Origin of the sequence: Bradyrhizobium sp. U531 (assembly GCF_051710265.1) — a bacterium.
GTDB lineage: Bacteria > Pseudomonadota > Alphaproteobacteria > Rhizobiales > Xanthobacteraceae > Bradyrhizobium.
The window spans coordinates 181,467-195,962 of the sequence record NZ_JASVEN010000004.1 but is presented as its reverse complement, the minus strand read 5'-3'; the positions used below and the strand labels follow the sequence as shown (position 1 = coordinate 195,962).

18 protein-coding genes are annotated in these 14,496 nt (G+C 65.3%); 10 read left to right on the top strand and 8 right to left on the bottom strand.

What is annotated here, in order from left to right; translation table 11 throughout:
- Window positions 1-109 precede the first annotated feature (109 nt).
- Window positions 110-433, top strand: a complete 324-nt coding sequence (locus QRQ56_RS20505; RefSeq protein ID WP_438742628.1) for a hypothetical protein — start codon at window positions 110-112, stop codon at window positions 431-433.
- Window positions 434-465: 32 nt separating this feature from the next.
- Here the strand turns inward: QRQ56_RS20505 and QRQ56_RS20500 are convergent, their stop codons facing one another.
- From QRQ56_RS20500 to QRQ56_RS20480, 5 genes are all read right to left on the bottom strand, one after another.
- Complete coding sequence (locus tag QRQ56_RS20500; RefSeq protein WP_438742627.1) at window positions 466-1,734, bottom strand: flavin monoamine oxidase family protein; 1,269 nt, start codon at window positions 1,732-1,734, stop codon at window positions 466-468.
- Between the two features lie 9 nt (window positions 1,735-1,743).
- Entirely contained in the window at window positions 1,744-2,454 is a 711-nt protein-coding gene (locus tag QRQ56_RS20495) for a RibD family protein (protein WP_438742625.1), read from the bottom strand.
- A gap of 21 nt (window positions 2,455-2,475) precedes the next feature.
- The gene (locus tag QRQ56_RS20490) at window positions 2,476-3,147 is read right to left on the bottom strand and encodes an FABP family protein (protein ID WP_438742624.1); all 672 of its coding nucleotides are present in this window, start codon (window positions 3,145-3,147) and stop codon (window positions 2,476-2,478) included.
- A gap of 176 nt (window positions 3,148-3,323) precedes the next feature.
- The gene (locus QRQ56_RS20485) at window positions 3,324-3,503 is read right to left on the bottom strand and encodes a hypothetical protein (protein WP_038972180.1); all 180 of its coding nucleotides are present in this window, start codon (window positions 3,501-3,503) and stop codon (window positions 3,324-3,326) included.
- A 164-nt stretch (window positions 3,504-3,667) separates the two neighbouring features.
- The gene (locus QRQ56_RS20480) at window positions 3,668-4,168 is read right to left on the bottom strand and encodes a hypothetical protein (protein ID WP_438742622.1); all 501 of its coding nucleotides are present in this window, start codon (window positions 4,166-4,168) and stop codon (window positions 3,668-3,670) included.
- Window positions 4,169-4,466: 298 nt separating this feature from the next.
- Between QRQ56_RS20480 and QRQ56_RS20475 the strand changes: the two genes are divergently transcribed.
- Both QRQ56_RS20475 and QRQ56_RS20470 read left to right on the top strand, forming a co-directional pair.
- On the top strand, window positions 4,467-5,609 hold the full coding sequence (locus QRQ56_RS20475; RefSeq protein ID WP_438742621.1) for a helix-turn-helix transcriptional regulator: 1,143 nt from the start codon (window positions 4,467-4,469) through the stop codon (window positions 5,607-5,609).
- A 140-nt stretch (window positions 5,610-5,749) separates the two neighbouring features.
- Window positions 5,750-6,895 (top strand): helix-turn-helix transcriptional regulator, encoded by a 1,146-nt coding sequence (locus QRQ56_RS20470; protein ID WP_438742620.1) that lies wholly within the window; start codon window positions 5,750-5,752, stop codon window positions 6,893-6,895.
- 13 nt (window positions 6,896-6,908) lie between these two features.
- Here the strand turns inward: QRQ56_RS20470 and QRQ56_RS20465 are convergent, their stop codons facing one another.
- Entirely contained in the window at window positions 6,909-7,157 is a 249-nt protein-coding gene (locus QRQ56_RS20465; protein ID WP_438742619.1) for a hypothetical protein, read from the bottom strand.
- A gap of 296 nt (window positions 7,158-7,453) precedes the next feature.
- Here QRQ56_RS20465 and QRQ56_RS20460 point away from each other — a divergent pair, with 296 nt between their 5' ends.
- The 4 genes from QRQ56_RS20460 (at window position 7,454) to QRQ56_RS20445 (ending at window position 9,620) form a co-directional block, all read left to right on the top strand.
- The gene (locus QRQ56_RS20460) at window positions 7,454-7,999 is read left to right on the top strand and encodes a sigma-70 family RNA polymerase sigma factor (RefSeq protein WP_438743013.1); all 546 of its coding nucleotides are present in this window, start codon (window positions 7,454-7,456) and stop codon (window positions 7,997-7,999) included.
- Window positions 7,996-8,637 (top strand): ChrR family anti-sigma-E factor, encoded by a 642-nt coding sequence (locus QRQ56_RS20455; RefSeq protein ID WP_438742618.1) that lies wholly within the window; start codon window positions 7,996-7,998, stop codon window positions 8,635-8,637. Before QRQ56_RS20460 ends, QRQ56_RS20455 begins: the two co-directional genes overlap by 4 nt.
- Window positions 8,638-8,715: 78 nt before the next feature.
- Window positions 8,716-9,300, top strand: a complete 585-nt coding sequence (locus tag QRQ56_RS20450; RefSeq protein ID WP_438742617.1) for an RNA polymerase sigma factor — start codon at window positions 8,716-8,718, stop codon at window positions 9,298-9,300.
- A gap of 17 nt (window positions 9,301-9,317) precedes the next feature.
- A complete protein-coding gene (locus QRQ56_RS20445; RefSeq protein ID WP_438742615.1) occupies window positions 9,318-9,620 on the top strand; it encodes a hypothetical protein in 303 nt (100 codons plus the stop codon).
- 9 nt (window positions 9,621-9,629) lie between these two features.
- On the opposite strand, the gene QRQ56_RS20440 is transcribed toward QRQ56_RS20445, so the two are convergent.
- Together QRQ56_RS20440 and QRQ56_RS20435 are read right to left on the bottom strand one after the other, a co-directional pair.
- Window positions 9,630-10,031 (bottom strand): DUF2177 family protein, encoded by a 402-nt coding sequence (locus tag QRQ56_RS20440; protein WP_438742613.1) that lies wholly within the window; start codon window positions 10,029-10,031, stop codon window positions 9,630-9,632.
- 150 nt (window positions 10,032-10,181) lie between these two features.
- Window positions 10,182-10,976, bottom strand: coding sequence for a DUF1295 domain-containing protein (locus tag QRQ56_RS20435; protein WP_438742612.1), 795 nt, complete (start codon window positions 10,974-10,976; stop codon window positions 10,182-10,184).
- 167 nt (window positions 10,977-11,143) lie between these two features.
- Here QRQ56_RS20435 and QRQ56_RS20430 point away from each other — a divergent pair, with 167 nt between their 5' ends.
- The 3 genes from QRQ56_RS20430 (at window position 11,144) to QRQ56_RS20420 (ending at window position 14,472) form a co-directional block, all read left to right on the top strand.
- Window positions 11,144-12,457 carry an NAD(P)/FAD-dependent oxidoreductase gene (locus QRQ56_RS20430; RefSeq protein ID WP_438742610.1) on the top strand — a complete coding sequence of 438 codons (1,314 nt, stop codon included), beginning with the start codon at window positions 11,144-11,146 and terminating at the stop codon, window positions 12,455-12,457.
- Between the two features lie 73 nt (window positions 12,458-12,530).
- The gene (locus QRQ56_RS20425) at window positions 12,531-13,250 is read left to right on the top strand and encodes a DUF1365 domain-containing protein (RefSeq protein ID WP_438742609.1); all 720 of its coding nucleotides are present in this window, start codon (window positions 12,531-12,533) and stop codon (window positions 13,248-13,250) included.
- 4 nt (window positions 13,251-13,254) lie between these two features.
- Window positions 13,255-14,472, top strand: coding sequence for a class I SAM-dependent methyltransferase (locus QRQ56_RS20420; protein ID WP_438742607.1), 1,218 nt, complete (start codon window positions 13,255-13,257; stop codon window positions 14,470-14,472).
- The last annotated feature ends 24 nt before the right edge of the window (window positions 14,473-14,496 follow it).

Here is a 14,496-nt window from a genome sequence, read left to right as displayed (position 1 = left end):
CGACGCATGATTCGTAGCGCCTCGCGCTGCGTCGTTTCGACGCCCGCGGCTTGCTGGAACGCACGCATCGTCCATCTGTTGTCACACGACATTCAACTGGAGTGATGACATGAAGTATCTCATTGTCGCGATGGCGGTCGGAGCTGCGGCGCTCGCCGGCGGGTCGGCGGCAAACGCGGCTGGCAGTTCGAGCGCGAAGCAGAAGGCGCAAGCGGGCCAATCGACCGACATCAGCGCGCAGCACCGGCACCACGGCCATCGCCACCACCATCATTGGCGCCAGCATCACCACCATCACGGTTACTACCGTCCGCACTATCGCAGCTACGGCTATTACCCGCGCCACCAGGGCTATTACGGCGGCGGACCGTACGGCTATTACGGCGGCGGCGGCCCCGGCGTGACGTTCAGCTTCGGCGGCGGACGCTGGTAAGACATTGAGGCCCGCAGAGATGCGGGCCTCTTTCATGACCGCAGGATCATCGCGGCCGTCTCCCGGCCGCTGGCCAGCGCCGCTTCCACGGTGCCCATGTCGGGGCCGCGATACAGCGCTTCACCGGAAAACAGCACGAGGCCGTCGGCGTGCGCAAGGATCGCCTGGGCCGCGCGCGTCCGCGGCGTCGCCCAGGAATAGGCGCCACGCGCAAAGGGATCGTGCGTCCAATTGATCGCCTCCGCCGCCACGAGCTGGCGCGCGACATCGTCATGAGACAGGCCGAAGATCGCGGCGAGCGAACCGAGCCCGGCCGCGATCAGTGCTTGCCGATCGAGGCTCTCCAATTGCGCCGTGCGCGGCCCCCCGAACCAGCCGGTGAGCAGCGCGTGCTCGTTCGGATATTGCGTCCACCACACCGGAATGGTCTGCTCGGACAACAGGAAGGTCATGCCTGCGAGGTCCTGCTGGCGCGCCCGCCACCACGGCCGCGCGAAGCGCAGCAGGATCTTGATGACATTGCCGAAGCCGATGTCGTCGCTGGCGGCCAGCTTCTCGCGCACACTCGCCGGCAGGGTGATCTGTCGCAGCAATGGGAGCGGCACGGTGAGGATCACGCGGCTGCAGCCATGCACATCGCCGCCCGCGCAGCGAACGACCGCCTCGCCGCCCTCCTCGATCGCCGTCACCACGGAGCCGAGACGGATGGCGACGCCGCGCCTGCGGCAGTCGGCGGCCAGAAAGTCGATCAGCGCGCCATAGCCGGCATCGATGCGCGCCTGCGGCGCGTGCCCGCCATCCATCCATTCCTCGCGCAGCGCCAGCGTCGAGGCGCGCTCGGGGTCGGCCGCGTCATAGCCCTCGACCATCCGCTCGATCGAACGGCGCATCGGCGCATAATCGGCACCGGAAAAATGCCGGCGCAGGAATTCGGCGACGGGCAGATCGTCCGTCAAATCCTTCAGAACGGCCTGGAGCTCGTCCGCGTGGGGATCGTCGCGCCCTCCGCGCGAGAGCATTGTCCCGTCAAAGCTCCAATGCTCGCCCTGGATCTCCTGCAGCGACAGCCCGGCTTCGCGCAGCAGCCCGCGCGTGACCGGCGCCTCGCCATGGACGAATTCGGCACCGCCCGCGGCGGGATGACCGAACTCAGAAGCGGGCAGCGGATGGATGCGGCCGCCGCAGCGTTCGCGCGCCTCCAGCACCGTCACCTTGCGGCCGGCACGCGCCAGCTCGCGCGCCGCCATCAGGCCGGCCGCGCCGGCGCCGACGATGACGATATGCTCTGATGTCCCGGGCATATCCGCGCTTCACCGGCCCGCGGCCGGCGGATCGTTCTTGATGAGATAGCGCAGCAGCAGGACGCCGCCGCCGAGATCCCGCGTGCTCTCCAGCGTCATCGCCGAGATCGGCGCGCGCTTGTCGCGGTCCGCCTCGGTCGAGGAGAACACGAAGGGCGCGCCCGTTGCGCCGTCGATCGCGGGGCTGAGGATCAGGTTGAACTCGTCGATGAGGCCGGCGCGCAGGAACGCGCCATTGGCGACGCCGCCGCCCTCCACCAGGAGGCGCTTCACCCCGAGCTCGCGGTTGAGGATCTCCACCGTCAGCGCCAGGTCGATCTCGGACTTGCCGGCGAAGATGTAGGATATGCCCTCGCCGCGCAGCCCTGCGAGATGCGAATCCGGCACGCTCTCGGTCAGCACGACGACGATGGGATCGCCGCCGATGTCCGAGCGGCCCCAGCCGATCTTGCCCCGCGCATCGAGCACGACGCCATAGGTCTTCGCATCCCGCCGCGCGAACCAGTTTTCACGCGGCAGCTTCTCATTCGTCGTCGCGAGATAGGGCTGGCCCTTGGCGAATTCCGAGCCGGTGACACGGCCGATCACCCAGGCATCGCCGCCGAGCTCGTCATGGATCTTCTCGAACCAGTCCGTCCCCGCCCCCTTCGGACGCCAGCGGCTGGGATGGGTGCGGCCGTCGAGGCTGGAATGCATCAGACAGATGACATGGGGCTTCATGCGGTTCTCCGAACGCTGCGCTCAGGCCTCAGGCCTGCCGGCCTTCTCGTTTCCGGCGCGACCGGCGACGATCATCGCAAGCGGATTGAGCTTCGGCGGCGCCACGAGCTGCAGCGTGTTGGTGTCGTGATGATTGAACGGCGCGCCGCGCAGGAACAACTCGGTCTGGATCAGATAGGTCCAGCTGCCGTCGTCGTTGAAGGTGATGTCGCAGCGGTATGAATCGGTGCGGAAGGCCTGTTCCAGAAAATCGGTCGAGCAGATCCCGTAGGCGGTGTCGCCGCGCCTTGCGGTGACGGAGATCGTCTTGTCGTCGGCTGCGGCCTTGCCCGAGGCCAGCAACACCTGCCCGCGCGGAATCGCCAGCGTCTGCATGATCAGCCCGGTCGCGGGCTCCCACAGCCAATAGCCGACCTGGTCGTGGAAGGTGATGTCTTCCTCGGGCGTGTTGATGTGGATGTGATAGCGCAGGCCGTAGAGGAGCTGCGGGCCGTTGGCCTGCGGATCGATCGGGTCCATGCGGATACGCTCGATGAAGGTTCGCCGCTCCGGCCCCTCCGCCTTCGGATTGATGTCGATGCCCTTGTCCGCCTGCCAGGTCCCGGCGAGCCGGCGCAGCGGCCCGAGATTGGCGAGGCCGTCGGGCGAGACGTCCTCGGGCTCGGTGAAGATGTCGGCGGGAATGGGAAGCATGGCGTCCTCGCAGCAAGTTGCGGGACAGCCATAGCATGGCGGCGGGAACCTGGCGCCTGCTCAGGCCTCACAATCGCGAATGGACACCGGCCTTGCCGCGCGGAGCGATTGTCGGGCGTTTCGACAAAATGACGACGGAGCCGAACCATTTCGGTTCGGCTCCGCGGCCGGGACTCTTAGTGGCGGTGATCGCGGACCTCGGGCTGGGTGCGGTGGTCACGGACGATGGTCTGGTTGCGATGGTCGCGCACGATGGGCGGATCGCGATGATCGCGCACGATGGTCAGCGCGCTCGCGGGCGTCACCGCGCTCGCCAGGGTGATCGCCGCGAAAGCCACGAGGATGGTATTGCGCATCAGTCTTGTCCTTTTGCCTTGGTGGATCACTGCGAACCACCCGGCGCAAAGCTAGAGCGACCTGCGCGGAAGATATGTGTCACGCGTCACGCGATGGCCGGCGCGTTGCGTGCGATCGCGCGTCCATCGATCGGAGGAGAGACGCGCGAGCCGCCGCAGCAATCTCAACGCCAGCCTGCCGCGAGTGCCACGCTGCTGCAATAGGCCGAGGTCTCGCCCGATCGCCAGCCGGTGACGCGTCCCGCCTCCTTGCACTCGTCGTAGCTCTTGTAGTTGCCGACGTTGCGACACGTTGCCGAGTACACGCCGCCCGTGGCGCTGCAGCCGACCCAGGGCTGGTTGCCGGTCTTGAAGCTCGATTGGCAACCGCCGACGCAATTGTTCGTCTTGGCGGCGAGCTGGGCCAGCTTCGCGACGTCCGAGCTCGGCGCAGCCACTGCCGGGGTTGGCGAGGTTGCGGCGACCCTGGTGCTGCGGGCAACTGCGCGATGCGTAGACCTGTGTGGTCTCGCCATTTGCTTCGGCGCCTCCACCGTGATGCCGGGAAGCTGAGTGTCGGCAGGTGTCGGTTGCGATTTCGCCGTGCCGCTCAAGGCGCACAGCAGCAAGGCGATCGACGGGATGGCGATGGCGCAGCGCGGAACGAAGCGTGATGACGACATCATGGCAATTCCCTTCCAAGGGGAGACAGAGAATTCCATCCCCGGGGCGCGAAGATATCTCACGCCCAATCAAGTTGCATCATCGAATTGTGCAACCCGATAGGCCTTCGGCACGATCGACGCCTCGTCTGCCCTTTTTTTGGTCGCCGTCACTAAAGCACTTGTGTTCGGCGCTCGGTTTGCGCCGTGGAATCGCAATGATAAGAATTGATGGGCTGCATCATCTGCCGTCGGCGAGGATGATGCTGTTCCCAGTGCGGCTTTTGAGTAACGTCAGTGATTTTCAAGTGAGCAGTCCGGAATGCAGCAGGCTTCGGTCGAAACGTTTTCTGACCTCATCGGCTCGATTTATGACTGTGTGATTACGCCCGAGCGGTGGACCGGAGTTCTGGACGAGATTTGCACCGAACTGGGCTTCGCCACCGGCGCGCTCTCGGTCGCCAGCCTCACCAATATGAAGGCCGTGGTGAACGCTGTCTCCGGATCCGACCTCACGATGATGAGCCAGAACGCGATCGGTTACGGGCCTGACATCATCGAGCTCTGGGGCGGCGCTTCGCGCATCCAGCAATATCCGCTCGGCGAGCCCATCGTTCAGTCCCAGGCCGTCCGGCCGGACGTCATCTCCGGCAACCGCTATTATCGCGAATGGGCTATGCCCAAGGGCCTGTTCGACGCCGTCGCCGTCGGCCTCGTTCGCGACGAGGCGATGGTCGGAAATGCGATCTTCAGCCAGCATGAATCGGCGGGCGCCATCGACGATAGGCAAATCGGTGGGCTGCGGCTGCTGGCACCGCACATCCGGCGCGCCGTGACGATCAGCAATCTGTTCGACATGAAGGCGGTGGAGGCCGCGACCTTCGCCGCGACGGTCGAGGCCCTGACGGTCGGCGTCGTGCTGGCGGACGACGAGTCCAGGATCGTTCACAGCAACGCCGCCGCGACCGCGATGCTCGAGGCCGGGGATCCGATTCTTGCCCGGCATGGCCGGATCGGCGTTCAGTCCGCGGCCACCACCACGATGTTGCAATCGGCCGTGGCACAGGCGGCGAAGGACGAGGCAACGCTCGGCCAGAAGGGCATCGGCATCCCGATCCCCCGCGCGGGCGGCGATCCTCTCGTCATCCACGTTCTGCCGCTGCGGCGCAGCTCGATGCGATCCGGCCTGATCCAGCGCGCCGCCGCCGCCTTGTTCGTGACGTCAGCCTCCGGACCGCCGCGATTGCCTCACGATGCGCTGAGCCAGCTCTATGATCTGACGCCGGCCGAGATTCGTATTTTCGAGCTGATCTGCGAAGGGCAGACGCGCGAGGTGATCTCATCGACGCTCGGCGTGTCCGTCAGCACCGTGAAGAGCCATCTCATCCACGTCTTCGAAAAGACGGGCTGCAGGCGCCAGGTCGATCTGGTCAGGCTGGCGAAATCCCTGACGTTTCCGGTGTGAGGCTTGCGGTTCGTGCATGCGTGCCTGCCGGCGCGGCATCGCTGGCGATCTCATATTTGTGAAATCCGTCATAGGCAACGCAACTGCTCTTACAATAGCTTTCAGGCACACTTCGTGAATTGTCAGGTCAGCGGGACGGAATGCAGCAAGCTTCAGTCGAAAGATTCTCGGACCTCATCGGCACGATCTACGATTGCGTGATCGCGCCCGAACGCTGGACGACGGTTCTGAACGAGATTCGCTTGGAACTCGGCTTCGCGACCGGCGTGCTCTCGGCCTACAGCCTCACGAATGTGAAAATCGGCGTCAACGCGGCCTCCGGGACCGATCCCGTCCCGACCATGGCCCAGACCAGCAAGGAGTATGTGGCCGATATCGTCGAGCTCTGGGGCGGCATCGAGCGCATCAGGCAATATCCGCTGGGAGAGCCGATCATTCGATCCGAGGCCGTCCCGGAGAACGTCATCCTCGGCAACCGCTATCACCGGGAATGGGCCCTGCCCAAGGGCCTGTTCGATGCCGTCGGCGTCGCCCTCGTTCGCGAGAAGACGATGATCGGAAATGCGACGTTCAGCCAGCATGAATCGGCGGGCGCCATCGATAATGCCCAGGTCAGCGGATTGCGCGTTCTCGCGCCCCACATCCGCCGCGCCGTCATCATCAGCAATTTGTTCGCCATGAAGGCGGTGGAAGCCGCGACATTCGCCGCAACCGTGGAGGCCCTGACGGCCGGCGTCGTGCTGGCGGACGAGGATTCGAAGATCGTTCACAGCAACGCGGCCGCCACCGCGATGCTCGCGGCTGGCGATCCGATCCTGACGCGGCATGGCCGGATCGCGGTTCAGTCCGCTGCGACGACCACCCGGTTGCAAGCGGCCATCGTCCAGGCCGCCAAGGACGAGGCGGCCCTCGGCCAGAAGGGCATCGGCATCCCGATCCCCCGTCCGGGTGGCGATCCGCTCGTCATTCACGTCCTGCCGCTGCGGCGCGGCCAATTGCGAGCCGGCCTTGCCCAGCGCGCCGCCGTCGCCCTGTTCGTGGCATCGGCCTCCGGCCCGCCGCAACTGCCGCACGATGCGCTCGTCCAGCTCTATGATCTGACCCCGGCCGAAGTTCGCATCTTCGAACTCATCTGCGACGGGCACACGCGCGAGGCGATCTCGCGCCTGCTCGGCGTGTCGGTCGCCACCGTGAAGACCCACCTGTTCCACGTCTTCGAGAAGACGGGCTGCCGGCGCCAGGTCGATCTGGTCAGGCTCGCGAAGTCGCTGACGTTTCCGGTGTGACCACCGGCCACGCTCAAGCCGCTTCCGCCACCGCTTTCGCACGCTCCTCGAGCACGCCGATCGTGGAGACCAGATTGTCCCGCCGCGCACGAAGGTTGAGCGCCAGCATCGGATAGGTCGGCTGGAGCACGTCGAACACCCCGGCCTTGGCTTCTTCCTCAAGAATATCGGTATTCAACAGCCGAACGCGCCACCACAAATCGGCGATCAGCCCATCGAGCCGGAGTTCGCCGGCAGTACCAGAACGGGACACTTCTTGCATCGCTTGCCTCAACCTGAAACGGGCTTCTCCGCCGAAGCCCGGCTTTGGTGAGGACTGAGCAAGCGCGATGCCAGCGCCGCGGCGCCGGCTGACGGCTGGGGAACACGCGACAATGCGCCCTCCCGCGGTGATCCAGCGGGCAGGCCCGGTCGTTTTCAGCTCGAGAGGTCGCTTGTCGAGGCGCTATGATCGCTGCTATCCGGGCTTTAGAGGTGCCAATCCGGGCCGGGGCTGGCTTGCCCCGCAGGGTAGCGACGCGGCTGTCGATTGGTGCGAGCAAAGGGCCGAAGGCAAAGGTGGACTGGGCTGATTTGATCGGACGCGTCGCCTCCGAGGGCGACCGGGAGGCTTTCAAGCGGCTGTTCGAGCATTTCGCGCCCCGCATCAAGGGGCTGATGCTCAAGGCCGGCTGCAGTCCCGACGAGGCGGAAGAGATCGCCCAAGGCACCATGATCGCCGTGTGGCGGAAGGCGCATCAGTTCGATCCCGCCACAGCGGGCGCGCCGGCCTGGATCTTCACGATCGCGCGCAATCTGCGGATCGATTCGTTCCGCCGCAGGGCCCGCGTAGACCGCCTGCAAACCAGTTCCGAGCTGCCGGACGAACCGGATCAAGCCGACACGGCCGACGTTCTCATTTCGCGCGGGCAGGATGCGGCACGGATCGCATCCGCCCTCAAGCAGCTCTCTGCAGAGCAATCCATGGTGGTGAGGCTGTCGTTCATCGAAGAGAGGCCGCATCCGGAGATCGCCAGCTCACTCGGAATTCCGCTCGGGACGGTCAAGTCACGGATCAGGCTGGCGATGAACCGGCTGCGAGACATTTTGGACGAAGAAGCATGACGATCAGCCATCATCCGCCGGAAGATCTTCTGGCCGATTTCGCGGCCGGCAATCTGGAAGAGGCCCATCAACTTGTCGTCGGCGTGCATGTGGCCGGCTGCGCGCGTTGCGCCCGCTTCGTGCAGGCCATCGAGCAGCTCGCGGGAGCGGCCCTGGAGGATGTCGAGCCGGTGCCGATCGCACCGGATGCGTTCGACCGCGTGATGTCGCGAATTCACGAGACACCGCAGGTGACGGCTGCGCCGCCGCTTGCGTCCGCCACTGACCCGAATCTTCCGCCGGCTTTGCGAAAATATCGCGTCGGCAAACGCCGGCGTGTCGCACCGGGTCTCAGCATGCAGCCGATCGAGCTGTCCGGCGCGGGCAACGCGCGCGCCTTCCTGCTGCGGTCAGCGCCGGGTTCGCGCATGCTCGACCACACGCACACCGGCACGGAGCTGACACTCGTGCTCGAAGGCAGCTTCAGCCATGAAGGCGGACGCTTCGGTCCCGGCGATTTCGACTATGGCGACGATGAGGTCGATCATCGTCCCATCGTCGGCGACGAAGGCCCTTGCCTCTGCCTGGTCGCGATGACCGGCGATTTGCGCATGAACGGTTTCCTCGGCCGGCTTATCAGTCCGTTCGTCCGGCTCTGATCCTTCATCGTCCTCTCTTCCCCAGTGATCCGGGCCAGCGCCCGGAGCGTTCTCTAGGAAACGCATGGGAGACAGGACATGGCCTGTTCAAGCCTGCCAGGTCAGGTACGAAGCGAGCAATTGCCGGAGCTGCTGGCACGCATCTCCGCAGGCGACACACGCGCCTTCGCGGAACTCCATACGCTGACACGCGGCAGGCTGCGCGGAATCGCGCTGGCCGTCGGCGCTTCGCCGCACGACGTCGACGACATTCTCCAGGACAGCTTCCTGAAGATCTGGCGCAATGCGGCGCGCTTCGATGGCGAACGCGCTCCTGCGACGGCCTGGATGTCCGCGATCGTCCGGAACACCGCAATCGATCATCTGCGAGCCCGACGGCAGCCGAGTGTCGAGCTGGACAAGGCGCTGATGGTCCAGGCGGCAGCCGCGCCGTCACCGACAGAGGATTTCGATTACGCCAGCGCCGAGCCCATTGCGCGCGGCGCGCTGGCTCGTTTGCCGGAAGATCGCCGCAGGCTGGTCGCTCTCGCCTATCTCGAAGGCGAGAGCCGCGCGAGCCTGTCCCGGCGCTTCGGTGTGCCGGTCGGCACCATCAAGACCTGGCTGCACCGAACCATTTTGACGGTGCGCAAGGATTGCCTTGCCGCATCGGCCGCGGCCTGAAGACGTCGGGAACAAGCATGAACGCAGAGATCATCGAATTTCCCGAGCGCGGGCGCGAGAACCGGCTGGTCTCCTCGACCGCAAGGCTCGAGGCGATTGTGCGAGAGGTCGAGCGTGTCGTGGCCGACGAGCCCGCCGCCGGCGTCGACCGGCTGCTCACCATCATGGAGCACATGGGCGATCAGCTGGTCGATCTCGCGAGCCTCTTGCTCGACGAGGAGCCGCGGCTGCAGGCCCAGGGTGCATTCCAACGCTTGTCCGACAAGATCGCGGAAACCAGGGCAACCTTCGAGCAGCTCGAAGGCGAGCGGCGTCGCTGAGACGTCGCCTCAGTGCGCCAGCTTCTGGGCGACGAGAAATCCGAACCAGGCACTGATCCCCGCGAGGAACGATCCCCAGCAAACATCCGCGAGCGTCAGTCCGGTGGACCAGTTTCGCAGTGTCGCCTGATTGGTCAGATCGTAGGTCGCATAAGTGAAGCAGCCGAGCAGCAGGCCCGATGTGAAAGCGCGCAGCGCGCCGCCGTCCTGCTGCGCAGGCAATACGGCAAACCAGATCAGGCCGATTGGATAGAGCAGATAGAACACGGCCGCGGCCGGCAGATTGGGCTGAGCCCGCAACATATCGCCCAGCACCGGCCGATACAGCCTGTCGACCATGGTCGTGAGCCAGGCCATGTCGACGGCGACGAAGGTCACGGCCACCGCAAGATAGGTCAAGAAGAGGTTCATGTCGGTGTTTCCCGTCGCCCTGGATCCGGACGGCTTGTCGAGCCGGCCGCTAATTTTAACGATCCACAGGCCGAGGCGGATCACTTGGCGCGCTCATTCTGCTTTGCGGCTTCGTCAGCGAACCGCATCGCACCGCGCAGGATCGCCGGCTCAGCGCGGCGGCCATGGAAAGAACGCGCTCGTTCGCGCTTGGTACGCGCGATATCGCTCGCCGCGCGATTGCAGCATCTGCTCCTCGAGCGGCGGAATTCCCGTCACATGGACGAGGATCCAGTACATGATCCCAGGCGCTGCCAGGCTGGCCCAGCCCCACGCATATCCCGGCGATAACGCGATGACGGGGTAAGCGAGCCACCCCAGCCATTCGAAGAAATAGTTGGGATGGCGCGACCAGCTCCACAGGCCGACGTCGCAGACGCGGCCTTTGCTGGACGGGTCGCGCTTGAACTGCCGCAACTGCCGGTCCGCCAAGGCCTCGCCGGCAACGGCAATCAGGATGATGACGATCCCGATATAGTCCTGCAGCCGCAGTCCGGGCGCCGGCGCGTGCGCCGCGAGGAAGACGGCGAACGGCAGCGTCACCGAGACCAGCGCCTGTGATTGCAGGAACAGGAACATCCGCCGAGGGGCATCCGCACCCCATTGGCGCGCATAATTGGCATATCTGGGATCGTCGATGCCCGCCGCGGACCGGCGCGCGATGTGCGTGCCGAGCCGCACCGACCACAGCAGCACGAGCCCTGCGACGAGCACCCGGCGAGCCGGCGACCCCTCGTCCAGCGGCCACAGGGCAGCGGCCGCGCCGACGAGGCCGGTCGCATAGGACCAGATGGCATCGACCCAGCCGGAATTTCCGCTGCGCTGCTGAACCACCCAGGCCAGCGCCATCAAGAGGCAGAGGGCCAGCGCAATGCCGCCTATCGCCTGAAAGTACAAAGGGATCATGCCCTCACCAGAATTGACCTCTGTCGATACGTCGCCGCCGGGCCGCGGTTTCGCCTCCCGCGGCGGGTTTCCGACGGCAGGCAGGTGATCCAGGCGATCTCGCCCAGCGTTTCCCAAAGATTGCTTCAGGAACCGTCGCTGACGGTACCGCAATGGGGGCGAAGAGGATGCGTTTGGCCGTGATCGGGACGGGAATCGCCGGCAATGCCGCCGCATGGCTCCTGTCGAAACGTTACGCCGTCACCGTTTACGAGCGTGAGCCGCAGCCGGGCGGGCATAGCCACACCGTTCGTATCGACTATGACGGCGAGCCCCTTGACGTCGATGTCGGCTTCATCGTGTTCAACGAGACGAACTATCCGCAATTGACGTCGTTGTTCACGCATCTGGGCGTGAACACCGTCGAGACCTGCATGAGCTTCGCCCTGTCCGCCGATCATGGCCGGTTCGAATGGCGCGGTGGCGGCGAGACTGCTTTTCAGACCGCCTGCGGCCTGTTCGCACAGCCGCGCAACCTCGCATCGCCTTCGTTCTTCCGCATGTTGGCGGAGGTGCAGCGATTCAACAGGGAGGCCGTGGCCGATCTGCGCGCCGGCCGGCTGCGCGACCTGACACTCGGCGAATATCTGCGCCGGCAATCGTTCGGGCCGCGGCTGTTCTCCGACTATCTCGGCCCCATGGGTGCGGCGATCTGGTCGTCCTCATCGGACGACATCCTGTCCTTTCCTGCGGAGAATTTCGTCGCCTTCTTCGACAACCACCGGCTCCTGCACCTCGATCGGCCGCGCTGGCGGACCGTGGAAGGCGGCAGCCGGCGCTATGTCGACAAGCTGACCGCTTCGTTCAGGCAGAGCATGCGCCTGGGCTGCGCGGTGACGTCGATCGAACGAACCGCGCACGGCGTGACGGTCCGCGACAGCCATGGCGGTGTGGAGAGTTACGATGCCGTGGTGATGGCCTGTCACAGCGACCAGGCCCTCGCGGCGCTGTCGGACGCCGACGGAGAGGAACGCTCGATTCTCGGGGCGATCAGATATGCTCCGAACACCATCTATCTGCACCGCGATCGCAGCCTGATGCCGCGGCGGCGTCAGGCATGGGCTTCCTGGAACTTCCTGCGATGGCCGCGGCAGACGCCCGCCCAGAACGACGTGGCGGTGACCTATTGGATGAACCGGCTTCAGGGCATCGACGACCGCAAGCCGTTGTTCGTCAGCCTCAACCCCCCGTTCGAGCCGGCGGCCGATCTGACGTTCGGAAAATTCAGCTTCGCCCATCCGCAATATGATTTGGCGGCGTTCGCGGCGCAGCGGCGGCTCCCTGCCATCCAGGGGCGTCGCCGCACCTGGTTCTGCGGCGCCTGGACCGGCTACGGCTTTCACGAGGATGGCTTGCAGGCCGGCATCTCCGTTGCCGAGGCGCTCGGCGGCGAGCTTCCCTGGCGCCAGCCGAAGCCGTTGCTGGCCGAGGCTGCCGAGTAGAGCGATGGTCCGAGCCCAACCAGCCAGAGCGGACGATGCGCCAGCCCCCGCCGCGCTCTATTGGGGAAAGGTGATGCACGCGCGATGGCGCCCCGTGCAGCACAGGTTCACCTATCGCGTGATGAGCCTGCTGATCGATCTCGACCGGCTCGACGAAGCGGATCGCCAATCCCCGTTGTTCGGCGTCAATCGCAGGGCAGTCTTCAGCTTCCACGAGCGCGATCATGGTGAGGGCAAAGGCGCGGGTCTCGGCGATCATGTCCGGCGCCTCGCCGCGGAACGCGGCATCGATCTCTCAGGAGGCCGCGTTCTCCTGCTCTGTTATCCCAGGATCCTCGGCTACGTGTTCAATCCGCTGTCGATCTATTTCTGCTATGGCGCGTCCGGCGAGCCAGCCCTGCTGATCTACGAAGTCCGCAACACCTTCGGCGAGATGCATTCCTACGTCCTTCCGGTGCAGGAGGCGGCCGCGGGCGGCGCCATACGACAAAGCCAGACGAAGCAGTTCTACGTCTCGCCTTTCATGGCGATGGAGACGCATTACCGCTTCAGCGTGTCGCCGCCGCAGCAGGATGTGAAAGTCAGAATCCTGCAGAGCAGCGCGCAAGGGCCGATGTTCGCGGCGGCCTTCTGCGGACGCCGCCGTGCTCTGACCAGCCGCGCCCTGTTGGCCGCGCTCGTCGGCCTGCCCTTCCTGACGCTCAAGGTGATCGCAGCCATTCACTGGGAAGCCATGCGGCTCTGGCTCAAAGGAGTTCCCTACGTGCCTCGTTTGAAACAATTTGAGACCTAAGACCATGGACCTCGCAGCCGCCCATCAAGCCGTTCGATTTGACGACGTCCCGTTCTTTGCCCGACTGGCGCTGCGCCTTGCATCGCAAATTCGGTGCGGCACCGTTCATGTGCGCCTTCCCGACCTGCGGATGGTCACGTTGCGCGGCCAGCTTCCGGGTCCGTCGGCCACGATCGAGCTCAACAATTACAAATTCGCGCGCAGCCTCGTCATCGGCGGCGATATCGGCATGGCCGAGGCCTACATCCGAGGCGACTGGACCACGCCGGACCTCGCCCAGCTTCTCTACGTGTTCTGTCTCAACGAAGATCTGGTCGACAGTGCGTTTGCCGGCAACATGCTTGTTCGCCTCTGTCGGCAGGCGCTCCATCGCCTGCGCCGCAACACCAGGCAGGGATCGCGGCACAACATCCACCGGCATTACGACCTCGGCAACGAGTTCTTCGCGGCGTGGCTCGATTCCAGCATGACCTACTCGTCGGCTCTGTTCCCGGCCGGGACCGCCGACCTCCCCGCCGCGCAGCAGCACAAATACGAACAGCTGGCGAAGGCCATCGAGCTGCAGCCCGGTCAGAGCGTGCTCGAGATCGGCTGCGGCTGGGGCGGCTTCGCCGAATTCGCCGCCAAGACTTATGGCGCGAGCGTCCTGGCGCTCACGATCAGCAAGGAGCAGCACGACTTTGCGCGCCGGCGAATCCACGAGGCCGGACTCGCCGAAAAGGTCGAGGTCCGCTTGCAGGATTATCGCGACCAGGACGGCCGGTTCGATCGCATCGCCTCCATCGAGATGATCGAGGCCGTCGGCGAACAATTCTGGCCGGCCTATTTCAATCAGCTGAACCAGCGGCTCAAGCCGGGCGGCCTCGCCGGTATCCAGGCCATCACGGTGCGCGACGAACTTTTCGGGAGCTACCGGCAGCGTGTCGACTTCATCCAGCGATACATCTTTCCGGGCGGCATGCTGCCCTCGACGAACATCCTGCGCGCACTCGGCGAACGCTTCGAGATGCCAATCGTTCGCGAGCGCGTCTTCGGACAGGACTACGCCAGGACGATCGCCCTCTGGCGCGACAATTTCAGCCGGGCATGGCTCGACCTGACCTCGCTCGGATTCGACGAGCCGTTTCGGAGGCTGTGGGAATATTATCTCTGCTACTGCGAGGCGGGCTTTCGGGCCGGGAAGATCGACGTCGGGCAGCTGGTGTTCGCGCGGCGGGGGTGAGGAGAAAACCTTCGCCCCTGCTTG

What these genes read in the sequence shown, in the direction of transcription:
- QRQ56_RS20505 (WP_438742628.1), top strand. Translation starts at nt 110, where the DNA reads ATGAAGTATCTCATTGTCGCGATGGCGGTCGGAGCTGCGGCGCTCGCC.
- QRQ56_RS20500 (WP_438742627.1), bottom strand. Translation starts at nt 1,734, where the DNA reads ATGCCCGGGACATCAGAGCATATCGTCATCGTCGGCGCCGGCGCGGCC.
- QRQ56_RS20495 (WP_438742625.1), bottom strand. Translation starts at nt 2,454, where the DNA reads ATGAAGCCCCATGTCATCTGTCTGATGCATTCCAGCCTCGACGGCCGC.
- QRQ56_RS20490 (WP_438742624.1), bottom strand. Translation starts at nt 3,147, where the DNA reads ATGCTTCCCATTCCCGCCGACATCTTCACCGAGCCCGAGGACGTCTCG.
- QRQ56_RS20485 (WP_038972180.1), bottom strand. Translation starts at nt 3,503, where the DNA reads ATGCGCAATACCATCCTCGTGGCTTTCGCGGCGATCACCCTGGCGAGC.
- QRQ56_RS20480 (WP_438742622.1), bottom strand. Translation starts at nt 4,168, where the DNA reads ATGATGTCGTCATCACGCTTCGTTCCGCGCTGCGCCATCGCCATCCCG.
- QRQ56_RS20475 (WP_438742621.1), top strand. Translation starts at nt 4,467, where the DNA reads ATGCAGCAGGCTTCGGTCGAAACGTTTTCTGACCTCATCGGCTCGATT.
- QRQ56_RS20470 (WP_438742620.1), top strand. Translation starts at nt 5,750, where the DNA reads ATGCAGCAAGCTTCAGTCGAAAGATTCTCGGACCTCATCGGCACGATC.
- QRQ56_RS20465 (WP_438742619.1), bottom strand. Translation starts at nt 7,157, where the DNA reads ATGCAAGAAGTGTCCCGTTCTGGTACTGCCGGCGAACTCCGGCTCGAT.
- QRQ56_RS20455 (WP_438742618.1), top strand. Translation starts at nt 7,996, where the DNA reads ATGACGATCAGCCATCATCCGCCGGAAGATCTTCTGGCCGATTTCGCG.
- QRQ56_RS20450 (WP_438742617.1), top strand. Translation starts at nt 8,716, where the DNA reads ATGGCCTGTTCAAGCCTGCCAGGTCAGGTACGAAGCGAGCAATTGCCG.
- QRQ56_RS20445 (WP_438742615.1), top strand. Translation starts at nt 9,318, where the DNA reads ATGAACGCAGAGATCATCGAATTTCCCGAGCGCGGGCGCGAGAACCGG.
- QRQ56_RS20440 (WP_438742613.1), bottom strand. Translation starts at nt 10,031, where the DNA reads ATGAACCTCTTCTTGACCTATCTTGCGGTGGCCGTGACCTTCGTCGCC.
- QRQ56_RS20435 (WP_438742612.1), bottom strand. Translation starts at nt 10,976, where the DNA reads ATGATCCCTTTGTACTTTCAGGCGATAGGCGGCATTGCGCTGGCCCTC.
- QRQ56_RS20430 (WP_438742610.1), top strand. Translation starts at nt 11,144, where the DNA reads ATGCGTTTGGCCGTGATCGGGACGGGAATCGCCGGCAATGCCGCCGCA.
- QRQ56_RS20425 (WP_438742609.1), top strand. Translation starts at nt 12,531, where the DNA reads ATGCACGCGCGATGGCGCCCCGTGCAGCACAGGTTCACCTATCGCGTG.
- QRQ56_RS20420 (WP_438742607.1), top strand. Translation starts at nt 13,255, where the DNA reads ATGGACCTCGCAGCCGCCCATCAAGCCGTTCGATTTGACGACGTCCCG.